The organism is Helicobacter didelphidarum, from assembly GCF_003364195.1.
GTDB classification, from domain to species: Bacteria; Campylobacterota; Campylobacteria; order Campylobacterales; family Helicobacteraceae; genus Helicobacter_A; species Helicobacter_A didelphidarum.
The window spans coordinates 12,633-35,941 of the sequence record NZ_NXLQ01000005.1; the positions used below are offsets into that span (position 1 = coordinate 12,633).

Consider the following 23,309-nt stretch of genomic DNA (forward strand, 5'->3'; position numbering starts at 1 on the left):
CATGATGATCTGGAGTTCCCCCATTACTTTTTACTTAATATTTGTGCATAGTATTTTAGTTGTTTTTGTATGGCGGATTGTATTGCAAGGGTGTAAAAAGTAAGATTCTATACAACAATAAAAAGAGCAAAACCACCTAGAATCTTTCTCTAAGAAGGTCATACGATTGCTCACCGAAATAAACATTAAAAAATATTAACGCAGAAACAATAAGAAATCCTAATCTTTCTCACAAGTGCTATTATTTAGCTTCCTAGCTTTAGAAAATTAAGATAGAAGCCCCATGTTTTAAGACCGATTCTATAATTTGACTGACTTAGTTCCGCGATTCTGCTTCTCCACCTCTTTTCTCACTTCCGTGATACTCTTGCCGCCAAGCCCATAATTATCTGTGTCGATTTCATCGATGATGACAATGCTTGAAGCTTTGTTCTTTTTCAGCACTTTGGCTAAAAGCTCGGTAACGCCCTCGATAAGCTCCTCTTTTTGCTCCTTTGTAGGCTCTCCATTTTCTTTTGTGATTCTGATATTGACAAATGGCATATTGTTCCTTTTTGGCTTGAAATATTCAGGTTCAATTTTAGCTGATTTTTTGTTATTAAGGTATAATTTTACAAAAAAAGGAAAAATTATGTTATATAAAGCAATTCTCTATCTCATTAACACAATAGAGTTGATTCAATTTCATGCTTATATTTCTTTTAGATTCAATACATATTCCACTTTTTTCTATGACCAGAATCACATTATAAAATCCACACAATGTATAGAATCCTGCTTTATGCTATTACACAAAAAGCCTTATTTTCGTGAGACAAACCAATGATATTACGCGTCGTTACTTGCTTTTTGGCTACTTTTATTGCAAATGGTGTTGCACGGTTTGGTTATGTCGTGCTTATCCCTATTATGATACTCTCTCACACACACAGAGACACAGAGCTTCCAGCTGGGAATTGCCATTTTACTTGACTATATTTTTGGAAGCGTCGTTATTAATTTTTTCAAACAATATCTAAGCTTGGAGAACATCGCTAAGCTTAGCCTTTTGCTTATCGCTATAAGCTTCCTTGCATGTGCACTTGATTTACCCTTTATATTGGCGTGGTTTTTTCGCTTTTTAGCAGGAGTCGCAAGTGCTTCGTTGATGATTTTAGCTGCACCTCTATCATTGCCTTATGTCAAGGAGAGGATAAGGACAAGTGTGAGCGGCTTTGTCTTCAGTGGAATTGGCTTTGGGGCGGTGCTTAGCGGATTTATTTTACCCCTCATCGCAGAAAAAAGCCTCACTCTTGTATGGATATTTCTCTTTACCATAAGCTTTGTATGCTTTGTTTTTGCACTTTTTACACTTCAATCCCTCAATCCACCCACAAAAAAATTACCCAAACATGAATGCTTTAAAATGCCTTTCTTTTTATGGCTCGTATTTATATCATATATTCTTAACGCCATTGGATATCTTCCACATACGCTCTTTTGGACGGATTATCTCGTCCGAAGCCTTGATTTTTCAAGTATCGTTGTGGCACATTCGTGGGTATTCTTTGGCATAGGTTCAGCAATAGGAAGTCTAGGCAGTGGGATACTTGCACATAGAATCGGACTTAAAAACGCACATATTATTATTCTTATGTTAAAAGCTTTCTCATGTTTTATGGCAGTTTTTCTTTTGGATATATTTTGGCTGAATATCTCGGTTTTCATCATGGGTTTTACAACGACGGGAAATGTCGCACTCACCAATAGCTTAGCATTATATATTGTCGGCAAAGAACATTTTAGCACCAGCTCGAGTATGCTAACTTTTGGTTTTGGTATGTTTCAAGGGATTTTTTCATTACTTTTTGCTTATATTGTGCCTACTCTTGGGTATTTTTGGTTGTTTGTATTGTGTGGATCTTGCCTTATCATAAGTGCATTGGTTCTTGTGCCGATACGAGATAAGGATTGAGTTTATATGATTTTTTGAAAAATTATAACTATAAAGCCAATCTTTAGAATCTGTTATTTTTAAAATATTCTTGTGATATATTTTCTTTTTTATTTGGTATGTTCATACTAAATAACCTCATTTGTAACTAATATCTATGATTCAAATATATTATAAGGTTTTGATTGTATATTAAATTTTAATCCCATATTACCGTTCCTTTTCCATAATGTCTGTTTTAATTTTGTTTATTTGCCAAGATACCTCGCTTTGGCCCGCTTTTTCCATGACAATGCTTATATTTTTTCCCACTACCACACGGACATATATCATTTCTTGCAGGTTTTTTATCTTTAATCTCTTCATCTAAACCATTATAGTTTAAGACAAGATTCTCATTCTCTTGTGATAAGTCAGAGAGGATTTTTTCCTCTTCTTTTTCCATATCTTGTGTCGCAAACTGAATTACCTGTAATGTGCGGTATGCTTCAATTTTAATATTTTCGACTAGTTCTAAAAATAAATTATAACTCTCTTTTTTATACTCTACAAGCGGATCTTTTTGATTATAACCACGCAAACTAATCCCGGTTTTCAAGTGATCGATTGAATAAAGATGTTCACGCCAAGCATTATCCACAACTTGTAAATAAATGATTCGTTCTAACTCATTACGCATTTCTTTTGTTGTATTGGCAAATTTTTCTTCATATTTTTCCTTGAGTGCATTAATGAGAATTTCACTGATTTCATCATAAGTCTTATCTTTTAAATCTTGTGTGATTTCGAGGATATATTCTTCTTTCAGTATTGCAAGTAAACCTTCTGTATCGTAATTTTCAGGGAGATCATGTGGGAGTATATCGCATTTCGCCATTAATGTTTGCACACTAATATTGCGATTTTCCTCAATGCGATCTTTCATTTCAAAACCTGATTCTAACAATTCATCACGGAATCTATATATGACTTTTCGTTGTTCATTACTAACATCATCATACTCTAATAAATGTTTGCGAGATTCAAAATGCATAGATTCTACTTTTCTTTGTGCTTTCTCAACAGATTTGGTAATCATACCAGATTCTATGCTTTCACCATCTTTCATACCAAGCTTACCCATAATTCCCTTAAGACGATCACTACCAAAGATTCGTAAAAGAGGATCTTCAAGACTCAAATAAAATTGGCTTACACCAGGATCTCCTTGCCTCCCTGCACGTCCTCGTAATTGATTATCAATCCTCCTACTTTCGTGTCGTTCTGTACCTATGATATAAAGTCCACCCAAAGCTTTAACTTCATCATCAATCTTAATATCTACACCCCTTCCTGCCATATTTGTAGCAATAGTTACAGCCCCCTTTAATCCAGCATTCTGAATAATTTCTGCCTCTTTGTCATGTTGTTTTGCATTGAGAACTGTATGAGGGATTCGAGATTTTTTCAAAAGTGTATGTAGTGCCTCACTTTTTTCTATACTCGCAGTTCCAACAAGCACAGGTTGCCCATTTTTGTGCAATTCTACAACTTTTTCAATCACAGCATTAAACTTTTCTTGCTCACTTTTATATACAAGATCGTTTAAGTCTTGCCTTGCGATTGGGACATTTGTAGGGATAGAAACAACTTCGAGTTTATAAATTTCAAGAAATTCTGTTGCTTCGGTTTGTGCTGTTCCTGTCATACCGCAAAGTTTATCATAAAGACGAAAATAATTTTGAAAAGTAATATCTGCAAGAGTTTGGCTTTCTTCTTTAATCGCTACTCCTTCTTTTGCTTCTAAAGCTTGGTGTAATCCTTCGCTAAATCGTCGCCCCTCGCTTAATCTTCCTGTAAATTCATCAACAATCACAACTTCTTCATTTTGCACTACATAATCTTTATCACGCACAAAAAGATAATTTGCTTTTAAAGCTTGGTCGAGATGGTGCGAAAGCGAAGCATTTTCAATCGCATAGAGATTTTCAACTTTAAAAAGAGATTCTGCCTTTTTAATACCATCTTCGGTAGTAAGGATAACACGATTTTTTTCATCAATTGTAAAATCTTGGGGACTTTTCATCGCCTTTGCAACAGAATCTGCACTCTGATAATTTTCCATTTTACGATTAATTGGACCAGAGATAATCAAAGGCGTACGTGCCTCATCAATCAAAATAGAATCTACTTCATCAATAATTCCAAAAAAGTGATATTTTTGTACTTTTTGCTCTAAGTTATATTTCATATTATCCCGCAAATAGTCAAATCCATATTCATTATTTGTGCCATATACAATGTCATTATCATAAATACTTAACCGCTCAGAATCTCCCTGTATAGCACTTGTAATAACACCAACGCTCAAACCAAAAAACTTATAAAGTGGCATCATCGTTTCAGCGTCTCTTCTTGCAAGGTAATCATTTACGGTTACAACATGCACACTCTTCCCAGCCAAAGCATTCAAGATTACAGGGAGAGTCGCCACAAGAGTTTTCCCCTCTCCTGTTTTCATTTCGGCAATCCTACCATCATGCAACGCCATACCACCAATAAGTTGCACATCAAAATGTCTCATGCCCAAAATACGTTTACTTGCTTCACGAGTCATAGCAAAAACTTCTTCTAGTTTGGAATCTAAAAGTGAATTAATAAAAGTCACAGAAGTGTCATAATCATCAAGACTTTCTATTTTCCGTAGCACCTCATCACGAATTGTTTGAAACTCTTGTTGTAATACTTTATCATCAAAACTTTGATATTTAGATTCTAAGTTATTGATTTTTTTTACTCTAGCACGATATTGTTTCAGTAATTTATCATTTCTTGTTCCAAAAATTTTACCTATTACATTTTGAATCATAAACTCTCTCCTCAAAAAATAAAAATTATAGAATAATGCAAAAAATCAAGGTTACGATTTGTTTTTAGAATGTAAAACAATTTCATAAGAACTTTTTACAATTGTCAAATCACCTACGACATTTTTTGTATTATTTTGTTGTTTATGGAGATTATTGCGTAAATCATCATTCATCGTATCAAGTTCATCCATACGTTCTTTAAGACGCAAAATAATATCAACCCCCGCGAGATTCACACCCAGATCACGAGTTAGTTTTAAAATTGTTTTTATTTTATCCATATCGCGCTGTGAATATAATCGCATTTTACCATCTGTGCGTGAAGGTTCGATAAGCCCTTCTTTTTCATATTGCCGTAATGTTTGGGGATGAATATCAAGAATTTTTGCTACAACGCTAATCAAAAACACGGGTTCATCATAACTTGCTTCCATATCTAATCTCCTTGCATGTGAGTTTATACCTCTAGTTCCTTTTGTAAAAGCTCTTGTAATTGTGGGCTAATTTTTTTTACATCTGGTAACTTCGCAGTAATGTGTAAAATTAAATCGCCATTTTTCTTATTTTTTATATCTTTAAACCCCATATCTTTAACACGCAATTTCTGCCCATTTTGCATATTCTCTGGAATCTTGACTGCAATTTGTTTTTGAATTGCAGTAACCTCAAACTTTCCACCAAAAAGCATATATCTCAAGGGAACTTGCACTTCTTGAATGATATTGCAACCATCGATATGGAATCCTTCTTGTGGTTTGATTTTGATAGTAATAAATGCGTCGCCTACCATACTGCTTAGTTTTCTTCCTTTTCCTTTTGCACGCATTTTTGCACCATTCATAATTCCAGCTGGAATCTTAAGGTCGAAACTTGTATGATTTAAATGCACTCGTATTGTGCCTCCTAAAAGTGCAGTTTTCAATGGAATATCTATATTTGCTTCAATATCGAGATCAATATCATTATTCATATTTTGCCCAAAATTACTGAAAAAACTAAATCCCCCACCTCTGGAGCGATTAAAACCGCCTCGCTCACCAAAAATACTATTCAAAATATCATTGAGATCAGCTTGTCCATATGACCGACTAAAATCACTAAAGTTTTGTCCATTAAACATTGCATCACCATATTGATCATATTCTGCTTTTTTTTGCGAATCGCTCAATATTTCATAAGCTCCATTGATTTCTTTAAATTTTTCCTCTGCTTCTGGAGATTTATTAACATCTGGGTGATATTGCCGTGCGAGCTTACGATATGCTTTTTTAATTTCATCAGCACTTGCATTTTCATTTACATTAAGTATTTTATATAAACTTTTTGCCATATCTTTTACCTTAAATTTTAAACTTTTAGTGTTATTATAGCATAAAATATGAGTTTCTTTTTATAAAGTTTATTTAGCGATAAAATATTTACTTTAAAAGTATGAACTTTTTATTGACATAACAATCAATATTTTATAGAATCTCAATATTAAGGCTATGGAGATTATAATGCGTCTTTTAATCCATGTATTAACAATAGCACTTTTTTATCAATATATGTTTGCAGAGATGATAGAATATGATAATAATATGGAACGCAAAGAACTATTTTATGCATGTTTAGAAGAAGACCAAGAATCTTGCAAAGTATTGATTACCGATGGACTACCAAGCGAAGATGAATGCAATCCTAAAACAAGTTGCATCGCAATAGGACATGTTTATACTATCGCGAAAGATTATAAGCATGCACTAGCATACTATCAAAAATCATGTAATGCACGAATCCCACAAGCTTGTTTTGAATTAGCATTGAGTTACGAAAAACTTGGGCAATATGAAGATTCTCAATATGAATATGAAAGATCATGCCGTTTAGATTTTATGCCAAGTTGTTACAATCTTGCAATGATGTTTGTTAATGGTGTGGGAGTGCCACAGGACATTAAAAAAGCTAATAGACTTTTTATGGAAGCTTGTGCAAATGATGAATTTCAATCATGTTATAATCTTGGAATCTCATATCGTGATGGATCTGGAGTAAAACCAAATAGATTAAAAGCGAAAGAACTTTTTAAAAAATCGTGCGATCTTGGTATGAATGATGGTTGCAAAGCATTCAAACTATTAGATTCCGCAAATTTTAATCTCACAATACCAGACCATTTAAATAAATAAACTTTCAAAGTATAAATATTTGGCTTGTAATATAGAAATAAAAAAATTTTTATATGAACTACCCCAATATAAAGGACAATAATAAAATTTTAAAAAATATTCAAGATGAATTAAATTATTTATAACTTCAGACATAATTAAGTCATAAATAGAATATTTTTAGATATAATTTTTAATTCTAACTAATATTTAGTATCTCATGAAATATTTAAATAATTTTAAAATTAAATTTAAATCTTAATTTCAGGAGTATTTATGCAGAAAATTCAAGGGCTTATACGACAATATTCTCTTTCTATTGTTATTATTCTTATAATCTATGGTCTCTCAATAAATGAACAATTAGGGAAATTATGTGCTGGGGTTGCCATTTTACTTTTTGGTATGCTTTTTCTTGGTGATGGATTTAAAGCATTTTCTGGTGGATTTTTAGAAAAAACATTGACAAATTCCACAAAAACATCTGTACGCAGTGTAATTTTTGGGGTAGTTGTTACTACACTCATGCAATCTTCAAGCCTTGTATCTGTATTATCTATCTCATTCGTGAGTGCCTCCCTTATCACATTGATACAGGGAATTGGCGTCATGTTTGGAGCGAATCTTGGTAATACCACTGGTTCATGGCTCATTGCAGGTGCTTCTTCGATTAATATATCATCACTTGCACTTCCCTTAATTGTTGGGGGGTTAATATTCAACTTTCAAAGTAATCAACTTTACAAAGGAATTGGGAAAATCTTAGCTGGACTTGGTTTTTTCTTTTTGGGAGTTTTTTACATCAAAGCTGGTTTTGAAGGATTCCAAGATATTATGGATTTATCCCAATATAAACTTGAAGGTTATAAAGCTATTATTGGCTTCTTATTTATTGGTGCACTCATGACCTCAATCATTCAAAGTTCGCATGCCTCACTTGCTATTATTATTAGTGCATTTTTAGGACATCAAATCGGATATGAAGAGGCACTTGCAGCAGTTCTAGGAACAAGTGTCGGTGGAGTTGTAACTGCTCTTGTTGCCTCTTTAAGCACAAATGTTGAAGGGCGAAGACTTGCGGTTGCAAATTGTATTTTTAATTTTATTACCGTATTTATTGTTACTATCTTTTTTGATTATTTTGTGATATTAAATAATATAATTGCAGACTTACTAGGATTTGAAGAGAAATCTATCTTGCGTTTAGCAATCTTTCATACACTTTTTAATCTTTTTGGTGTCATACTTTTAACTCCATTTATTCCTCAAATAGCAAAGATTCTTAATGAAAAACTAAAAGGAGCAAATGTTAAAGAAACCACACCTTTGTTTATTAATGATACACTCCTCCCCTATAAAGATACTGCCATTGATGCTCTTGATAACGAAGTAAAACATTTATATGATAATGCTTTTGCAATCATTGCACATACGACAGGTTTTTCGCGTACAGATATTCGCTCAGATAAAAAAATTGAAGAACTAATCAATAATCGGGAGTGGTTTAAGCAAGATTTTCATGTTACAGAACTTTATAATTCACAAATTAAAGTGCTTTTCAATGCTATTATGGATTTCTCAACAAAATTACAGACTTTTGTTGCTGAAACAAAATATACAGAACATATTGTATCTTTACAAATTGCCTCCAGAAAGATTGCTGAGGCAACAAAAAATATCGGTTTGTTACAAAATAACATGAAAAAATTTGCACTTGGAAATAATGTCGCATTAAAAAAAGAATACGATGATATGCGTGTGGATTTAGGAAATCTTTTGCGCATGATAGAAGCTCTTAAACATGCACCAAAAGAAAGTTTGAGTGATTTAAAAGAAAATTTTAAAAAGCAAAAGAAATTTTTTAAACAACAAGACAAAGAAGCATTTAATGTTGTTGAGAAACTTATTCATGAAAATTCTATTGATGCACAAAGTGGAACTTCATTGCTCAATGATCTCTCTTTTGTTCATAGTGTTGCAAAGGAACTTATTGTCGCAGCTAATCATATTTATGGTTTGGTAAATATTAAAACAATTGGTAAAACACCATAAGAGAAATTGCATAATAAAAAACAATGAATAATTACCATTTATGATGTCTTAAAATTATTGAATTATATAAATCAGAAGATTCAGATTCGGCAGAACAAAGAAACAAAATACTCAATTTAATGCTATATAAAAATTAAGTGTATCTGAATGTATGATAAATTTATATAAAATATATTTTTTTCTGATATAATGGCTTAGTTAATTCTTTATTTAAAACAATTGTGGGGTTGTTAATAATGTTTTGTAGAGGAAATCATAAAAAATACTGCTACCTTATTCTCATCTCCTTTATTTTTTTATCACTCTTTAAAGCCCATGCCCACGAACAAAAACAAAATAATTTTAGCATTGATTACCTCCATTTAGATAAAAAATATTATAAATTTATTAAAAAAAATGGAAAATTTTACGATGAGGATATACAAACAATAATTCACAAAGTTGATGAGGGTGAGAAGAAAAATACTTTTTTTGTGGGGATTTCTACTGGTATAAATATGAATTTTGGACTTTCGTTTATGAGTGGTCCAATATTTGGAGCAGATACCACAAAAATTGTATCAAACTATACCATGCTTAATTTGCGTGCTGGCTATCAAAATTACACGAGTCAAGTGTTTCCAATCAATACTTTTGGTTATCAAATTTATCTTGATATTATGTCAAGTTTTGGATCAAATGCTCTTTTTTTTAGCGGACTGAATGCAGACTTCCTCTATGACTTCCTCAATATAGATGATACATTCTTTACACTAAATCTTGGTGTTGGATTTGGTGGTGCGAACATCACAGGGTTGCAAACCCTATATGATAATAGTTTTGAAATTGCTTACAAAATAAATCTTGGTATTGGTGTTCGCTTTTTACAACACCATAGAATCATATATATAACAAATGCTATACAAGGCTTACAAAGAGGTTTTATAGGAATAACTTTTATGATTGGATATGATTATGTTTTCTAAAACAATATTCACACCACTCCAATTAGTCGTAGTTCTAATTTTTTCAATGTTATGTTTCGCAAAAGAACAGACAAGTATGCAAACTCCTAAAGAATCTCAAGTAGCAAACCAAAAACCTACAAATAAAATACAACAAGATTCGAAAAGCAAAGAAGAAGAGAAAGAAAAAATCAAACAAGAGAAATTATTGCAAGAAAAATTACAAGAGACTTATCAAAAATCATTCAATACGCAATTACAACGTAGAGAAAATATTACAAAAGATATGAATTATGTATATGAACGGGAACAAAAACATACAATCAAGCCAGAGAAACTCTCAATAGAATCTTTGCAAGAAGGCATTAATAATGCACAAACAGAAACACAAAAAGAATTAGCAAAAAACAAAATTTTACAAAGCGAGTATAAGTCACATTTCTTTTTAGGATTACAACTTGGAGTAACTTTTACTTCCGTTGCAAATAATATACATTCTCTACCTACCATTAATCTAAAACTTGGATTCCAAAATTTCTTAGGGATAGCAAGTAAACAAATTGGATTGAAAATCTATGCAGACACATTTGTTGCTTCAAACATTCTTTCTTCACTAAAAAATGATCCATTTGCAGATTTTGTTGATACGACTTTTAGTGCAACAAATATTAATGCGGAGGCAATTTTTGAAGCACCTGTGGCTAAATTCTTACGGATTGGTGGTGGTATAGGATTTGGAATAGGATATATGACTTATCATGATAACTATTGGGACGAATTAAATGGTTTTGCCTCAAATGTCTCACTACTAGCATATTTATCCATTAAAGAACGTCATAAAGTTGAGCTTGGATTCAAAACTTTCTTTTACCATTATGGAAGTTATATTACGCGTAAATTAAGTGTTGTAGAAACTCCAAATACTATTCTTTCTGCAGAATTTGCAAGACCAATGAGCTTAAACATAGGATGGACTTATGTTTTTTAAAAATCTTGTTTCCATAAAAAAATATGTAAAAAATATGACCATTATTTTTCTCCTAATGATATGTTTAGCACATGATGTTACTGCTGAAATCCGTGCATACCAATATGGGTGGGAAGAGAAAGATGAACCAACAATTATGAATCCTGATTTGCCTATGCCAAGAACCTATCGCACACAAGAAATACCAAAACCACATGTAAAACGCAAAACTCATGAACAAGATAAGTTAATTGATGAAAAACTCCAAACAATTAAACCTCCACTAAAAACAATTGAGATTGCTCCTAACAAAGATAATAAAAATGGTGAAATAATAGAAATTGAGGAAATTGATTCTCGCATTCATGAATTAGCAAAAGAAAAGTATATGCTAGAATCTCAGCTCTATTTTAAGGAAAAAAATAAACAAGATTGGAATGTTAATATTGATCGTAGTGGTTATTATATAGGCATTGGCTTGTTGCTTGATTTTGTAAATACAAGTTCTGCAAACCTTCGCATTAATGTAGATTATGTTAATACTGCGGCGATATTTAAACTTGGTTTTTTACGATATTTTAATAATAATGCTGGGCTAAAGGCAGAAACATTTGGGATTGTGGGAAATGTCTATAACCAAAGATACATTATGCAATATTATGGAATAAGATTTTCTGTTATTAAAGATATTATGATTTTTAATCCCAAAAACTATGTTGGATTCATTGCTGGATTTGGATTTGGTAGCAATAGTTTTGATGGTAAGATTCAAATGGGAATTAATTTACATTTAGGGGCAAGTTGGAGTTTCACCAAACATCATCGCATAGAAATAGAACGCATTGTGATTGCCCCCATTGATTCTTATAACTATACAACAAATTATTTGATAAGTTATTCATGGATTTTTTGAGGATTTAGTATGCTTAGAATCTTTACCTTTGTTTTATTGTTGCTAAGTTTTGTTTTTGCTCAAGATATGCAAAATTTTCTAGAAGATTCTATTGTGTTGGCAAATAAATATGAAGAAAATCCTTTTGCAAAAATTAGAACACAACAACGTCCTATAACTAAACAACCTCCAAAAATACCAGGAAAATCTAAGATAGAAAAGAAAAAACCAGAAGAACCAAAACAAAATAAAGAAGAAAAGAAAATAATGAAAACACCACAAGATAAACAATCTTATGAAAAAAAATTCTATTACCTCCAATCACTTCGTTATGAAGTTTTTAGCCTTAAACAACAACTAGGTGATGAGGCAACAAATGATGTTCCCTATGGAGATTATATTGATAGCACACTGAGTGCAAAAACCTTTAATGCTTTAGCACAAAGCTACAATGATGCAAAACAAAAAAGTGGCTTATTCGTTGGCATTGAAACAGGCGTGCTTGATATTTATACGAGTGGGTATCGGGGAACTGATTTTATTGTAACACGCATTACTCCTATTGTTTTAGGACTAAGTGGTGGGTATCAAAAATTCTTTAATCACTATGTTGGCACAAGAATTTATGGTGGAATTTATACAACTACACTTGCAAATCTGAAGCAATATAATATTAATAATGGAGAATCTACAAATATACAAGATGGAAATGGACAAGATTTAGTAAGTTATTATGCACTTGGATTTATGAGCGTTGATTTACTTTTTGAATTTCCTTTAGATAAAAAATTTCGACATTATATTGGTGGTTTTGTAGGGATTAATATCGGAGGGATGTATTATCGTCCATATATACATCGCACTACACAAAAAGACTATTATCCTGCAAATTATATATGGGACTATAACCTACAAGTTGATTATTCACTGAATCTTGGCGTAAATCTTACCCTATCTAATATCCATCGTTTAGAGATCGGATTAAATGTCCCTCTAGCGTTTCTCGCCCTACCTGGCTTTGCTGTCAGTGCTAATCCACTAGAGACAACACCAGCACAATTCTGGCGAAGTGGTATATTCCATATTGGATATAAAGTTATTGTATTTTAAGCAAAAAATATTACAAAATATATTCAACGAATAGTATTGATAATTCATGCAATAATTTCTTTGTTTAGAAAGTTAAATCAATTTTCCATAAAATCAATGAATTTTTCTCGATCTTTTAACCATTTTTCATAACCTTCTTTCGCGAGTTTTCTAGCATTTTCTTGAACGATTTTAATATTACTGAAATCAATTGGTTGAGGATTTTCAAAATCTATTAAATATCCATTCACATTATGTATGATGTATTCATTCATTGTGGGAGCATTATATGCAATAATTACCTTCCCTAAAGATAAAGCATGTAAAAAACTTAACCCAATTCCTTCACTTGTTCGTGGAGCAATGTAGATTCCACATTCATCTAAAATCGTTTCCATCTCATTCTTATCTTCACACCAGTGTGAATAAGTAATACCAAACCTCTCTTCATCTTCTTTATTTGGTTTTGGTACAATAGAATGACCTCCATCTAATGCAACATGGATGTGAATTTTGACTGGATAGTACTGAAAAATCTTTTTCAAAGAGAGAAAATTAATTTCAATTCTTCTTTGCCAAAAAAATACTTTATTAAGGTTAGAATCTTTAAATTCTCTTGGTTTTAAAAAATATTGCAAATAGAGAAGCCTACTTACATTCCCCCCCCCCCCGCCTTCACATAATTAGATATATCGAGGAAATTCGATATTCTATTTTGTAGGGTTTTAGAAAAATTAAGGATTTTAATCTTAGAATCTAACATTTTATTAAATTGTCTATGTTGCGGTATAACATAATGATCATACATTGGAACAAAAACAACATTTTTACATTGCAATTTTGACATAAATGCTACATTATACATCGTCTGAAAGAAAATAATTGTATGATACTTTTTACTATTTGTAATAAATTTTAATTTCTTAAAAATATTAATTTTTTCAAGTCCTCTATATTTATAAAATGGTGTAATTTCTACATCATAGCCTTTCTCTTTTAAAAAATCTACTAAAAACAGCGATGATTTCGTTTTATAGAGATTCCAAGCAGCATTAATAAATAGAACTTTTTTCATTTATTTCTCTTTCTCCATATTTTTCATGATTTATTATGTTATGAATTGATAATTAAACAATTGCAGTGGTCTTCATGACTTTATTTGTAATTTAAGATTATGGTAAGTAAGATTCTATGATTTATTATTAATCTTAATATAGTCTTAAAAGTTAAAATATTATAAATTTATGAATGGTGTCAAGGGGGGGACTTGAACCCCCGACCTCCGGCTTATGAGACCAGCGCTCTAAACCAGCTGAGCTACCCTGACCTAAAAAAGAGATTATATCGAAAATATTGTATGAAGTCAAGAATACTATTTAAATACTATATTATTGTTTAATTGATAGAATGCAAAAAATATCTGTGTCTTTACTCATTTAGTTTGCTAATTATAGAAATATTTTTATAAAATTTTACCTTAATATTCAATTTCTATTATTATATTTTTGTTATAATATAAAAATTATAGTAATTATTTATATAGGATTACAGAATATGAAAGAAAATAATAAAAAAGTTGCATTATTAATGAGTGGTGGTGTCGATAGCTCATATTCTGCATATTTATTACAACAACAAGGTTATGAAGTGTTGGGTATTTATCTCAAGCTACATGATAAAGAAAGCAAACATGAAGTATTTATTAGAAATTGTGAAAAGGTCAGTGGATTTTTAGGTATAGAATTTCGAGTTGTTGATGCACAAAAAGAGTTTAAAGAGGCTGTTTATAATGAATTTATAGAATCTTATAAAAGAGGAGAGACACCAAATCCTTGTGCAATTTGCAATCCACTTATGAAATTTGGCTTAGCACTTAACATAGCAAAAGGATTTGGTTGTCAATACATCGCAACGGGACATTATGCACGCATTATTGAAATAGATGGTATTAAACGTATACAAGAAGCACGCGATAAAACAAAAGATCAAAGTTATTTCCTTTATGCAATTTCACAAGATGCGATTAATCGTCTCATTTTTCCGCTAGGTAATATGTTAAAAGAAGAAGTAAAGCCACAAGCATTTGTAGCACTACCAATACTTGGTAATTTAGAATCTTATAAAGAATCTCAAGAAATTTGTTTTGTTGAGACTGATTATATTGATATTTTAAAAAAACATACTCAAGTAAATCAAAAAGGTATTGTGCGTGATATTTCGGGCAAAATAGTTGGGGAACATAAAGGATACATGCAATATACAATTGGGAAACGACGCGGATTTAGTGTCAAGGGTGCACATAAGCCACATTTTGTATTAAAAATTAATCCAACACAGAATGAAATTATTGTGGGACACAAAGAAGATTTAAAAACTTTGAGCGTAACCGCCATTAATAAATCATTACCAAAAAGTTTTCATGGTGGAAAATTCAAAGCAAAAGTGCGTTACCGTAGCACACCTAGCAATGCACAAATTGATATTATTGATGATAAAATCGTTGCCTCACTTGATGAACCTGTTTATGGTGTAGCAAAAGGACAAGCCTTGGTGGTATATCACAATGATGTTGTGCTTGGTGGTGGGGTAATTGTAGAATAATGAAATGAATATTTTTACATTCAATATTTGTATATGAGTGAGTTAAAATATTTATATAATTAAAAATTCTCTAAGATTGTATTTTACACAAAAGGATATAAATGTTTCAATATAAATTAGTGTTATTTGGATTTCCTGACTTATGTAGGGATTATGATGATGTTTTATTGCATTTAAAACAAGTGCCACCACAAAGAGCAGAGATTGAGACACTTGAGCAATGCTATCTTATCGATATGCAAACAGGTAATAAATATATGATAGATTATAACAATAAAGGATTATTTATAAAAGATTTTAATAAAGAATGAAAATTTATGAAAGATTCTAAAGATTTGTGTCACAATATTACCATAAGCTACAATCATCTTATATTGTGATCGCATAATTACACCTTTATAAGAAATGAGGTTAAAATAATACGTTTTGTGCCACCAAAGTTTATTGTTGCACGTATGTTCTCCCCATCTCCCTGCAAAGATTCTATACGCCCAAAGCCAAATATTTTATGTTGCACACAGTCCCCTTTTTTTAACTTTTCTTGTTCGCCTTTCATTGATTGAGAAAGGATTTTAGAATCTCCTTGTGGAATATATCGATTTTTTGAAATCTGTGCTTGTCTCTTTCTAGATTTATATTCCTTAATAATTCCTGATTCTTGAAGAAACTGTGATTGTTCAAGGTTTTTGCTTCTCTTACGATAGAGTCTACTTTTAGCCCAACTTAACGTAAGTGTATCTTTTGCACGAGTAAAAGCTACATACGCCAATCGCCTCTCTTCTGCAAGATTAAAATTATTTCTATCAGTAAACATATCCTCGTAACTACGCAATGGGAACATCCCATCTTCAAGCCCAATCACAAATACATGCTTAAATTCTAGTCCCTTACTATTATGCACACTCATACATTTTACACTATTATAACCTACATCATCATTACTTGAGCTTAATGTAATATCATTCAAAAAATCCTGCAAAATATTTTCATCTTGATATGCTCTTTCTTCGATAAATTCATCAAAGCTTGTAAAAAATTCGTCGATATTTTTGCGTCTTTCTTCATTTGATTCTGTTTCATTTGATTCATTTTTTATATCTTTCTCATTATCGTGATAAAGTTTGATTTGTTTTTGAAAAATATTTTTAATATGTGCTGGATCTGTAAGTATGCAATCGCGTAAAGATTCTATAATATCAAAAAATTCATCAAGTTTTGCCTTGCATTTAAGGTTATTAAATGCACCATCACTATAAGCAGTATATACACCATCATAATCTTTACTAAGAGTAAGTATATTTTGCAAAGTTTTATCACCAATACCTCGTTTTGGACGATTGATTACGCGCTCAAATGAGAAATTATCATTTGGATTTGTTGCAAGTCGAAGATATGCAATGCAATCTTTTATCTCTTGCCTTTCATAAAATCGAATCACACCAATCATTTTAAATGGAATCTTGGCACGATTTAAACATTCCTCAACATTGCGTGAAAGCCCATTTAAACGAAACAATATAGCTATATCTTCATATTTGCTTCCATTTTCAATAAACTTTTGAATAGATTCTATAATTTTTGCCATTTCCTCCTTATCACTTTCATTCTCGAAGTATATTACTTCATTGCCTTCAAGTCTAATGGCTTTTAGAATCTTATCATGTCTCTCTTTATTGTGTGCAATAAGATTATTTGCAACATTTAGAATCTGCTTTGTGCTACGATAGTTTTGCTCAAGTTTAATAATTTTTACATGGCTAAATTCTTTATCAAATTCTAAAATATTTCTAATATTTGCCCCTCTCCAACTATAAATACTTTGGTCATCATCACCCACAACACAAAGATTCTCATGTGTGCTACAAAGCATTTTAAGTAATCCTACTTGTAAATTGTTTGTATCTTGATATTCATCAACCATAATATATTGATATTTTTGGCTTATCTTTTCTCGTAACTGCTGATTTTGTTGCAAGATTCTGTATGGAAGCAACAATAAATCATCAAAGTCAATAAGATTGTTTTGCAACAAATACTCTTCATATTGTTGATAAATTTCTACAAAATCGGGATTGTCAGATTCTAAAGAATTGATGAAATCTGAAGTTGCAATATAATCATTCTTGTAATTTGAGATTTCATGAGAAAGATTTGATGGGCTTTGTAAAATATTTGGAAATTGTTTTTTTATTTTTTTGAGAATCTTTTTTTTATCATCTTCGTCAATAACGCTAAAGAGATTCGAACGATTCAACAAAAGAATATGTTGTCGCAAAAAGAAAAGTCCGAATTTATGGAAAGTGCATAAAAGAGGCAAGGTATCAATTTGTAAATGAGAATCTGCAATGAGTTGTAATGCTCTCTCACTCATTTCTTTTGCTGCCTTATTGGTGAAAGTAAGTGTAAGTGTATTTTGAGGTGGCACACCAACTTCACAAAGCAGATATGTAAGACGCGTTGTAAGTGTTTTTGTCTTTCCACTTCCAGCTCCAGCAAGTATCAATAATGCACCATCAATGTAGGTTGCTGCTTCCCTTTGTGCATCATTAAGAGAATCTAAAATATTCATTCTATTCCTTATTATGTTTTGTTATTAAGTTTCATTGTTATATGTTTAAATGTTTTTATTCAATTAAGATTGATTTCTGCACGATTTTAGAGTGCTATTATACTGAAAAAAATATATAACTTAAAAACTATGCTATAATAATAGCTAAAAATTTATTTCCATGAAATGAGGTTTATTGTGGGCATTCTTGGTATGCTTTTTCGGCCACTTTTTGCAACCGTATTAATTGGTGTAAATTACAATTCTAATATGTGCATTGTAAAAGTTGTAAAAAAGCGTAGCGGAAGAATTGTAGAAGAAACCAATAAAGAATTTAAGATTCTTAATGGCGAATTATCTGTTGAAGTAATGAAATATATCAAAAGGCTTAAATCCAGATATGCTTATAGTTATCTTTGTATTCTTAGCAAAACGCAAGACCAGGTTCTTGTGCCGGGTGTCAAAAAAAATACATTTGGTAATTTTGGTGTGAGCGAAAAAGACTATCAAATGGTAAAATTACCCAGTGCATTTGCATTTATGTTGAAAGAAGATGTATTGGATTATCAAAAAGCTTTCAAGAAAGCGAAAGGTTTAGATTTCCTCTTTTCCCCATTTGTTTTATTGTTTTTTAAAGCAAAGAGTTTTATTGGTGATCATCCAAAACTTTTTGCTTTACAAGAAAAAGAAACACTCGCTATTCTTGTTGCTACAAGAAAAGAGATTCTTTATGGGGCTTTTTTACTAATGAGTACAACGAGTTCCGTTACAAATGTCAGTCAAACAGATATTCCATCGTCTCTAGCAACTTCTGATACACTCATAGCTACAAGTTCAACTGCAAAGGGTATTGATGACTTAAATACTGAACTAAGCGGTGTAGATGAAGAATTGGCCGATCTCGATAGCTTTGATTTTAATAATATTGGTGTGGAAACAACTGATGAAAATATTAGTGGAACAAGTAGCGATGATGAAGATTCTAGCACAATGGATAGTCTTAATGATTTAGGGAGATCAACAGGGATTATTAATCTTTTACAGGCTTCCATAAAGGATTTTTATCAAAATTCTTTATATGAGGGTGATTTTATTGAAGAAATTGTATTTTTTGATTGCTATGGTATGTCCACACAGGCAGTGGATAATGTCCGATCGAATCTTATGATTGATCTTTCCCTTGTTACTCTTGATTTATCAAAAGAGCTTACAAACCTTGCTCAAATAGAGCTAGATAGCTAAAGGAATATCATGACCTATAGTTTTACAAAAGCAACTTCTAAGCATGTTCTAAAACCAGCAACAAAAATTTGGGGTTTTTACTTCATTCTTGCATTTGGTATTCTTATAGCCTTTAAGGTTCATTTATTAACAGAAATAGAAGAATCAAAGGCTACACAAGATGCAATGAAAATTGAACAAGAACGCATTGTAACTACAACCAACAATCTTGTTAAAGAAGGTGAAAGATTACATTATGAATTAGGAGTTACGGCAAAAATTAAAGATCGTGATGAGAAATTGCGGACACAGATTGAAAATATTCTTTTTATGATTCCAGAAAATGTTGTAATTGATGAAATCCGCTTTGAGAATAATTCCCTTTTTATGCGTGGCATAACAACAAGCAAAGAACTTTTTGAAACTTCATTACAATCACAACTTCGAGCTATTTATTCTACAAGTAACGCAAGTTTTTATCAACTTCCTAGTGGTTGGTATAATTTTGAATCTATCAGCAAAACAAGTCAAGATGATGGCTTAACAAATCGAGTAGATGAAATATATTAAAGTAATCTCAGATTCTATTCATACATTTAGCTTATATAATTTATGTATTTTGTTAAGAAATATTAGGGTATTTAAAATAAGAAAAATCTTATGTTTAAATTATCAGAATATTTATAAATTCTATCTATTTTTATTTTAAAAGAATAAATTTGAATATTTTTGTATCAATTTTGCAATGGTTTTGATATAATACTTCTTTATATTTCATTTACAAAGGTATCACTATGAAAAAGATTATTTTATTAGCAACATTATTTGGTGCATTAAGTATGGTATATGCAGATTCTAAGACATCTCATTCCAAAGCAACTAAAACAACCGAAACACCAAGTCCAAAAACATCATCTCAAAACTCAAAATCACGAAATTGCAAAACCGAAGAGGATAAAGCAAAAGGTTGTGTGGTGCGATATGAAAATAAATATTATGGCACTGTGGAATTAACTAAATATAAAGATGGTAAGAAAAATGGGGTGCAAAAATACAAGAGATATGGAACTTTGGAACGCGAAACCTCATATCATGATGATAAGAAAGATGGTATAGAAAAAATTTATTATGGCAATGGAAAACTTAAAAGTGAAATTTCATATAAACATGGTAAAAGACATGGAGCTTTAAAATCATATGATTACGATGAAAAGGTTATTTTTACAGCAACATTCAAAGATAATAAGATAACAAATGCAAAATGTCATAATGGCAAAACTCTTACGCGAGTTCACCTTAATGCTATCAATAGAGGTGAAGAGATTTCGTGTGATTCTAACAGATAGCTCTTATCCTTGATTGATAATATCTTGTTATACAGAAGTCTGATTTGTAGTTTATTATAATAAGATACACAAAATTAAACTAATTCTACTTTAGGTTTTGTTTGTAAAGTCTCTAATTACTCCCAAAGAAAAATATCAATCCGCTATTTCTTTTTCTCTATTTTTTACATTCTCTTGTAGGGTTTTTCAATCCATAGAGAAGAATATTCAAGAAATGTTCATGTTGTTTTTCATAAACCCTAAAACCTTCTTTTAATGTTCCCAAATACTCAAATCCCTCTTGTTTATAAAGTTGGATAGCCCTCATATTTGTTTCTACAACCTCAAGATAAAGCATATTAAGGTTGTATTCTTGAAATGCAATATGTTTTATCACTTTCATTAATTTTGTCCCATAACTTTGTGAAGTTTTTGCACTTGTGTTACAAGGTAATAAAGTGTTATTTTCTCTATTTTTTTGTGTATGAATTAAAGGATTTTTATAAATTCCAAGATAGGCGTGAGAATGTTTAAGATTGATACGAATAAGACTGATTACACCAATATCTAGCCCATGTTCTTGCACAAGAAAGTATTTATTTTGTTTATCTTGTTGCAAAGATTTAATAAAATTTAAATGCCCATCAAGACTTATTTTTGAGCTCCCATACATATTTTTACGAACAAACTCATGGTTGCGATATTCCAAAACATTAAGGACTTCATTCGCACTAATATTACAAAAATCAACAGCATACAAAGAATCTATATGAAAATTTTTTACCGATTCTTGAGTGCGTTGCAGTGTTGTATTAATTGCATGGAGAATTAAATTTGAGGCAAAATCCCATAAACTTACACCAACCTTGTTTTGCATATGTCGTTTATTGTTTTGCATATTAAGACTTGCTTGTGTTAATGGTAATGAAATTTCACAAACCAGACCCTGTTCTGAAAGTAAAGCAATTTGTTCGTTTTGATTACTTGCTAAATTAATGGTAAAAATATTATCACATAAACTTAAGGCTTCGAAAATAATTCCACCACCAGAGACAATACAAGATTTTGCAGAAGCAATCAGATATGCTATTTCGTGTTGCGAAATATTATGAAAGATTCTATACTGCTCTATATGTTCTGCGGTATCTTTGCAAAGGAATTCAGAATCTAAAAGTTTCCCTCGATAATTTGTTCCAACAACAACAATAGCACTTTTTCTAAAAGATTGAAGTTGCATGAAAATTTCATAACTTTTATCCTGTAAATCTTCTCCGCCCAAACATACAAAAAAATCATAAGTTTTTTCTTTTTGGAAAAGATTTTTATTGCGAAAACATGGATTTATCGGTGCATACTCTAATCCCGAAAAAATATAATCACACAAATCTGGTTCAACATGCAATGTTCTATAATATCCATTTGGATTCAATACAAAAAGCTTTGTAGGTTTATTACGCATCATATTACATGTTTGCGTTGTTTTTTGATTTATCTGACTATGTTGAGTGTCATATTTACTAGAATCTTGTAAAAAAGATTTTCTATTATTTTTAAGGAGTTGGAAATGTCTTCCATCGTCATCAAGCAAACAAAGGACATTGCTATGCTTGAGAAATAATGAAAAATCTTCCACTTGATAGGAATCAATAATACAAATATTGCATTCAAGAAAACCAGTATGACATAATTTTAACCATTCAATATGTAAAGGATAAAAATTAGCAACAAGATTGGGAGCAATCTCTTGTTTTTTTAAAAAATCCAGAAAACTTATACTTCCACGCACAAAGAAATCAACTTCATACCCCATTTCTAAAAATATCAATGCGAGATTAAAGCTTCGTGCAATATGCCCTAATCCCAAACCTTGTATATTTTCTGTTAAGATTCTAATTTTCATTAATTCCCTTTGTGCTGTAAAGAAAAGAGAGTCTCTGCTATTGCTAAATCTTGTGGGCTATCTATATCCCACGCATACTCAAGTTCAACCCCTAAGCTTTGTTTCCCTAAAATTGGAATATGAAATAAAAAACTTTTAGCAAATCCCAAGTAAAATTGCCCAGCATCATTAAAAGCTTCGGGTAAATCTTGCGATCGAGTGTGCATATATTGCGGGAAAATAAATTGAAAATATCCTTCTTCATTATGTGTAAAACTTCTAAAATTCTTTGCATTTTGTATAATTGAGACAACATAAGCACTTTGTTGGGTATGAATGCAATGGAGTGCTTGCAAAAGAGAATCCTGCGTTGCAAACATAGAAGTTGCATAAAGACATAATATAGTAGAATGCAGGTCAAAGACTGCAAGATTCTGTGCTTCATTGCTTGTTTGTGGTGCAAATTGTATATATTGCAAAGTGTGCTTGATAGTTTCTACATTACTTTGGGTCAGTGCGAGATTGTTCATATAAATATCTTGTTGCATATAGTCATGGAATTGTTTTCTTGCCCCATCACTTAGAATCTTATACACAACACTGGCAATAACGGGTAATGTAGGTGTAAAATCATCTGCGAATTCTTTCTCCCTCTTTAGTGTATATACTCCTAGTTGTCTTGCAGATTCTAAAATTTCATTATCTTCACTGCTTACAATTACGCAATCACTTACAAGTTTGGCTGTGTGAATGCTTCTCTCAAGCATACTGATACCTAAAAACTTTGCAAGATTTTTACGCGGTATTCTTTTGCTCCCCCCTCGTGCAGGAATAATAACGCAATCAATTTTCTTCATATTTA

General features: G+C 31.3%; 21 protein-coding genes, 1 tRNA gene and 1 pseudogene. 13 read left to right on the forward strand and 10 right to left on the reverse strand.

From position 1 onward, the window contains the following. Positions 1–300: 300 nt before the first annotated feature. On the reverse strand, positions 301–543 hold the full coding sequence (locus CQA53_RS03770) for a 2-hydroxymuconate tautomerase family protein (protein WP_115542699.1): 243 nt from the start codon (positions 541–543) through the stop codon (positions 301–303). An 88-nt stretch (positions 544–631) separates the two neighbouring features. Between CQA53_RS03770 and CQA53_RS03775 the strand changes: the two genes are divergently transcribed. Both CQA53_RS03775 and CQA53_RS03780 read left to right on the forward strand, forming a co-directional pair. Then, on the forward strand, positions 632–826 hold the full coding sequence (locus CQA53_RS03775; RefSeq protein ID WP_115542700.1) for a hypothetical protein: 195 nt from the start codon (positions 632–634) through the stop codon (positions 824–826). Continuing rightward, positions 823–1,954 (forward strand): annotated as a pseudogene (locus CQA53_RS03780) (YbfB/YjiJ family MFS transporter). Before CQA53_RS03775 ends, CQA53_RS03780 begins: the two are co-directional and overlap by 4 nt. Before the next feature lie 217 nt (positions 1,955–2,171). Here the strand turns inward: CQA53_RS03780 and secA are convergent. From secA to CQA53_RS03795, 3 genes are read right to left on the reverse strand one after another with little or no spacing between them, the layout of a single operon-like run. Next, complete coding sequence (gene secA / locus CQA53_RS03785) at positions 2,172–4,781, reverse strand: preprotein translocase subunit SecA (RefSeq protein ID WP_181882350.1); 2,610 nt, start codon at positions 4,779–4,781, stop codon at positions 2,172–2,174. Positions 4,782–4,832: 51 nt separating this feature from the next. After that, complete coding sequence (locus CQA53_RS03790) at positions 4,833–5,216, reverse strand: heat shock protein transcriptional repressor HspR (RefSeq protein ID WP_115542701.1); 384 nt, start codon at positions 5,214–5,216, stop codon at positions 4,833–4,835. Between the two features lie 23 nt (positions 5,217–5,239). Further along, the gene (locus tag CQA53_RS03795; RefSeq protein WP_115542702.1) at positions 5,240–6,112 is read right to left on the reverse strand and encodes a DnaJ C-terminal domain-containing protein; all 873 of its coding nucleotides are present in this window, start codon (positions 6,110–6,112) and stop codon (positions 5,240–5,242) included. Positions 6,113–6,281: 169 nt separating this feature from the next. On the opposite strand from CQA53_RS03795, the gene CQA53_RS03800 reads away from it, so the two are divergent. The 6 genes from CQA53_RS03800 (at position 6,282) to CQA53_RS03825 (ending at position 12,894) form a co-directional block, all read left to right on the forward strand. Beyond that, entirely contained in the window at positions 6,282–6,950 is a 669-nt protein-coding gene (locus CQA53_RS03800; RefSeq protein ID WP_181882351.1) for a tetratricopeptide repeat protein, read from the forward strand. Positions 6,951–7,205: 255 nt separating this feature from the next. Beyond that, complete coding sequence (locus tag CQA53_RS03805; protein ID WP_181882352.1) at positions 7,206–8,981, forward strand: Na/Pi cotransporter family protein; 1,776 nt, start codon at positions 7,206–7,208, stop codon at positions 8,979–8,981. A 236-nt stretch (positions 8,982–9,217) separates the two neighbouring features. After that, the gene (locus CQA53_RS03810) at positions 9,218–9,946 is read left to right on the forward strand and encodes a hypothetical protein (protein WP_115542704.1); all 729 of its coding nucleotides are present in this window, start codon (positions 9,218–9,220) and stop codon (positions 9,944–9,946) included. Continuing rightward, positions 9,936–10,913: a hypothetical protein gene (locus tag CQA53_RS03815; RefSeq protein ID WP_115542705.1), complete on the forward strand. Its 978-nt coding sequence runs from the start codon at positions 9,936–9,938 to the stop codon at positions 10,911–10,913. Before CQA53_RS03810 ends, CQA53_RS03815 begins: the two co-directional genes overlap by 11 nt. Further along, positions 10,903–11,805, forward strand: coding sequence for a hypothetical protein (locus CQA53_RS03820; protein WP_115542706.1), 903 nt, complete (start codon positions 10,903–10,905; stop codon positions 11,803–11,805). The genes CQA53_RS03815 and CQA53_RS03820 overlap by 11 nt, the downstream gene beginning before the upstream one ends. A gap of 9 nt (positions 11,806–11,814) precedes the next feature. Continuing rightward, a complete protein-coding gene (locus CQA53_RS03825) occupies positions 11,815–12,894 on the forward strand; it encodes an outer membrane beta-barrel protein (protein ID WP_115542707.1) in 1,080 nt (359 codons plus the stop codon). A gap of 77 nt (positions 12,895–12,971) precedes the next feature. Here the strand turns inward: CQA53_RS03825 and CQA53_RS03830 are convergent, their stop codons facing one another. From CQA53_RS03830 to CQA53_RS03840, 3 genes are all read right to left on the reverse strand, one after another. Next, a complete protein-coding gene (locus CQA53_RS03830) occupies positions 12,972–13,511 on the reverse strand; it encodes a glycosyltransferase (RefSeq protein WP_115542708.1) in 540 nt (179 codons plus the stop codon). A 14-nt stretch (positions 13,512–13,525) separates the two neighbouring features. Then, positions 13,526–13,948 (reverse strand): hypothetical protein, encoded by a 423-nt coding sequence (locus CQA53_RS03835; protein WP_115542709.1) that lies wholly within the window; start codon positions 13,946–13,948, stop codon positions 13,526–13,528. 174 nt (positions 13,949–14,122) lie between these two features. Further along, a tRNA-Met gene (locus CQA53_RS03840) sits at positions 14,123–14,200 on the reverse strand. A 227-nt stretch (positions 14,201–14,427) separates the two neighbouring features. Between CQA53_RS03840 and mnmA the strand changes: the two genes are divergently transcribed. Together mnmA and CQA53_RS03850 are read left to right on the forward strand one after the other, a co-directional pair. Beyond that, on the forward strand, positions 14,428–15,474 hold the full coding sequence (gene mnmA / locus CQA53_RS03845; protein WP_115542710.1) for a tRNA 2-thiouridine(34) synthase MnmA: 1,047 nt from the start codon (positions 14,428–14,430) through the stop codon (positions 15,472–15,474). A 101-nt stretch (positions 15,475–15,575) separates the two neighbouring features. After that, positions 15,576–15,785 carry a hypothetical protein gene (locus CQA53_RS03850; protein ID WP_115542711.1) on the forward strand — a complete coding sequence of 70 codons (210 nt, stop codon included), beginning with the start codon at positions 15,576–15,578 and terminating at the stop codon, positions 15,783–15,785. Positions 15,786–15,862: 77 nt separating this feature from the next. Here the strand turns inward: CQA53_RS03850 and CQA53_RS03855 are convergent, their stop codons facing one another. Continuing rightward, on the reverse strand, positions 15,863–18,043 hold the full coding sequence (locus CQA53_RS03855) for an ATP-dependent helicase (protein WP_115542712.1): 2,181 nt from the start codon (positions 18,041–18,043) through the stop codon (positions 15,863–15,865). A gap of 177 nt (positions 18,044–18,220) precedes the next feature. On the opposite strand from CQA53_RS03855, the gene CQA53_RS03860 reads away from it, so the two are divergent. The 3 genes from CQA53_RS03860 (at position 18,221) to CQA53_RS03870 (ending at position 20,589) form a co-directional block, all read left to right on the forward strand. Next, a complete protein-coding gene (locus CQA53_RS03860) occupies positions 18,221–19,264 on the forward strand; it encodes a hypothetical protein (protein WP_245945628.1) in 1,044 nt (347 codons plus the stop codon). A 9-nt stretch (positions 19,265–19,273) separates the two neighbouring features. Then, the gene (locus CQA53_RS03865; RefSeq protein WP_115542714.1) at positions 19,274–19,813 is read left to right on the forward strand and encodes a hypothetical protein; all 540 of its coding nucleotides are present in this window, start codon (positions 19,274–19,276) and stop codon (positions 19,811–19,813) included. A 224-nt stretch (positions 19,814–20,037) separates the two neighbouring features. After that, positions 20,038–20,589 (forward strand): toxin-antitoxin system YwqK family antitoxin, encoded by a 552-nt coding sequence (locus CQA53_RS03870; protein ID WP_115542715.1) that lies wholly within the window; start codon positions 20,038–20,040, stop codon positions 20,587–20,589. A gap of 157 nt (positions 20,590–20,746) precedes the next feature. Here the strand turns inward: CQA53_RS03870 and CQA53_RS03875 are convergent, their stop codons facing one another. Both CQA53_RS03875 and CQA53_RS03880 read right to left on the reverse strand, forming a co-directional pair. After that, a complete protein-coding gene (locus CQA53_RS03875) occupies positions 20,747–22,468 on the reverse strand; it encodes a GNAT family N-acetyltransferase (protein WP_115542716.1) in 1,722 nt (573 codons plus the stop codon). Next, positions 22,468–23,304, reverse strand: coding sequence for an acylneuraminate cytidylyltransferase family protein (locus CQA53_RS03880; protein WP_220272069.1), 837 nt, complete (start codon positions 23,302–23,304; stop codon positions 22,468–22,470). The genes CQA53_RS03875 and CQA53_RS03880 overlap by 1 nt, the downstream gene beginning before the upstream one ends. Positions 23,305–23,309: the final 5 nt, after the last annotated feature.

Coding starts and splice junctions, on each gene's coding strand:
- CQA53_RS03770 (WP_115542699.1), bottom strand. CDS start 543: ATGCCATTTGTCAATATCAGAATCACAAAAGAAAATGGAGAGCCTACA.
- CQA53_RS03775 (WP_115542700.1), top strand. CDS start 632: ATGTTATATAAAGCAATTCTCTATCTCATTAACACAATAGAGTTGATT.
- secA (WP_181882350.1), bottom strand. CDS start 4,781: ATGATTCAAAATGTAATAGGTAAAATTTTTGGAACAAGAAATGATAAA.
- CQA53_RS03790 (WP_115542701.1), bottom strand. CDS start 5,216: ATGGAAGCAAGTTATGATGAACCCGTGTTTTTGATTAGCGTTGTAGCA.
- CQA53_RS03795 (WP_115542702.1), bottom strand. CDS start 6,112: ATGGCAAAAAGTTTATATAAAATACTTAATGTAAATGAAAATGCAAGT.
- CQA53_RS03800 (WP_181882351.1), top strand. CDS start 6,282: ATGCGTCTTTTAATCCATGTATTAACAATAGCACTTTTTTATCAATAT.
- CQA53_RS03805 (WP_181882352.1), top strand. CDS start 7,206: ATGCAGAAAATTCAAGGGCTTATACGACAATATTCTCTTTCTATTGTT.
- CQA53_RS03810 (WP_115542704.1), top strand. CDS start 9,218: ATGTTTTGTAGAGGAAATCATAAAAAATACTGCTACCTTATTCTCATC.
- CQA53_RS03815 (WP_115542705.1), top strand. CDS start 9,936: ATGTTTTCTAAAACAATATTCACACCACTCCAATTAGTCGTAGTTCTA.
- CQA53_RS03820 (WP_115542706.1), top strand. CDS start 10,903: ATGTTTTTTAAAAATCTTGTTTCCATAAAAAAATATGTAAAAAATATG.
- CQA53_RS03825 (WP_115542707.1), top strand. CDS start 11,815: ATGCTTAGAATCTTTACCTTTGTTTTATTGTTGCTAAGTTTTGTTTTT.
- CQA53_RS03835 (WP_115542709.1), bottom strand. CDS start 13,948: ATGAAAAAAGTTCTATTTATTAATGCTGCTTGGAATCTCTATAAAACG.
- mnmA (WP_115542710.1), top strand. CDS start 14,428: ATGAAAGAAAATAATAAAAAAGTTGCATTATTAATGAGTGGTGGTGTC.
- CQA53_RS03850 (WP_115542711.1), top strand. CDS start 15,576: ATGTTTCAATATAAATTAGTGTTATTTGGATTTCCTGACTTATGTAGG.
- CQA53_RS03855 (WP_115542712.1), bottom strand. CDS start 18,043: ATGAATATTTTAGATTCTCTTAATGATGCACAAAGGGAAGCAGCAACC.
- CQA53_RS03865 (WP_115542714.1), top strand. CDS start 19,274: ATGACCTATAGTTTTACAAAAGCAACTTCTAAGCATGTTCTAAAACCA.
- CQA53_RS03870 (WP_115542715.1), top strand. CDS start 20,038: ATGAAAAAGATTATTTTATTAGCAACATTATTTGGTGCATTAAGTATG.
- CQA53_RS03875 (WP_115542716.1), bottom strand. CDS start 22,468: ATGAAAATTAGAATCTTAACAGAAAATATACAAGGTTTGGGATTAGGG.
- CQA53_RS03880 (WP_220272069.1), bottom strand. CDS start 23,304: ATGAAGAAAATTGATTGCGTTATTATTCCTGCACGAGGGGGGAGCAAA.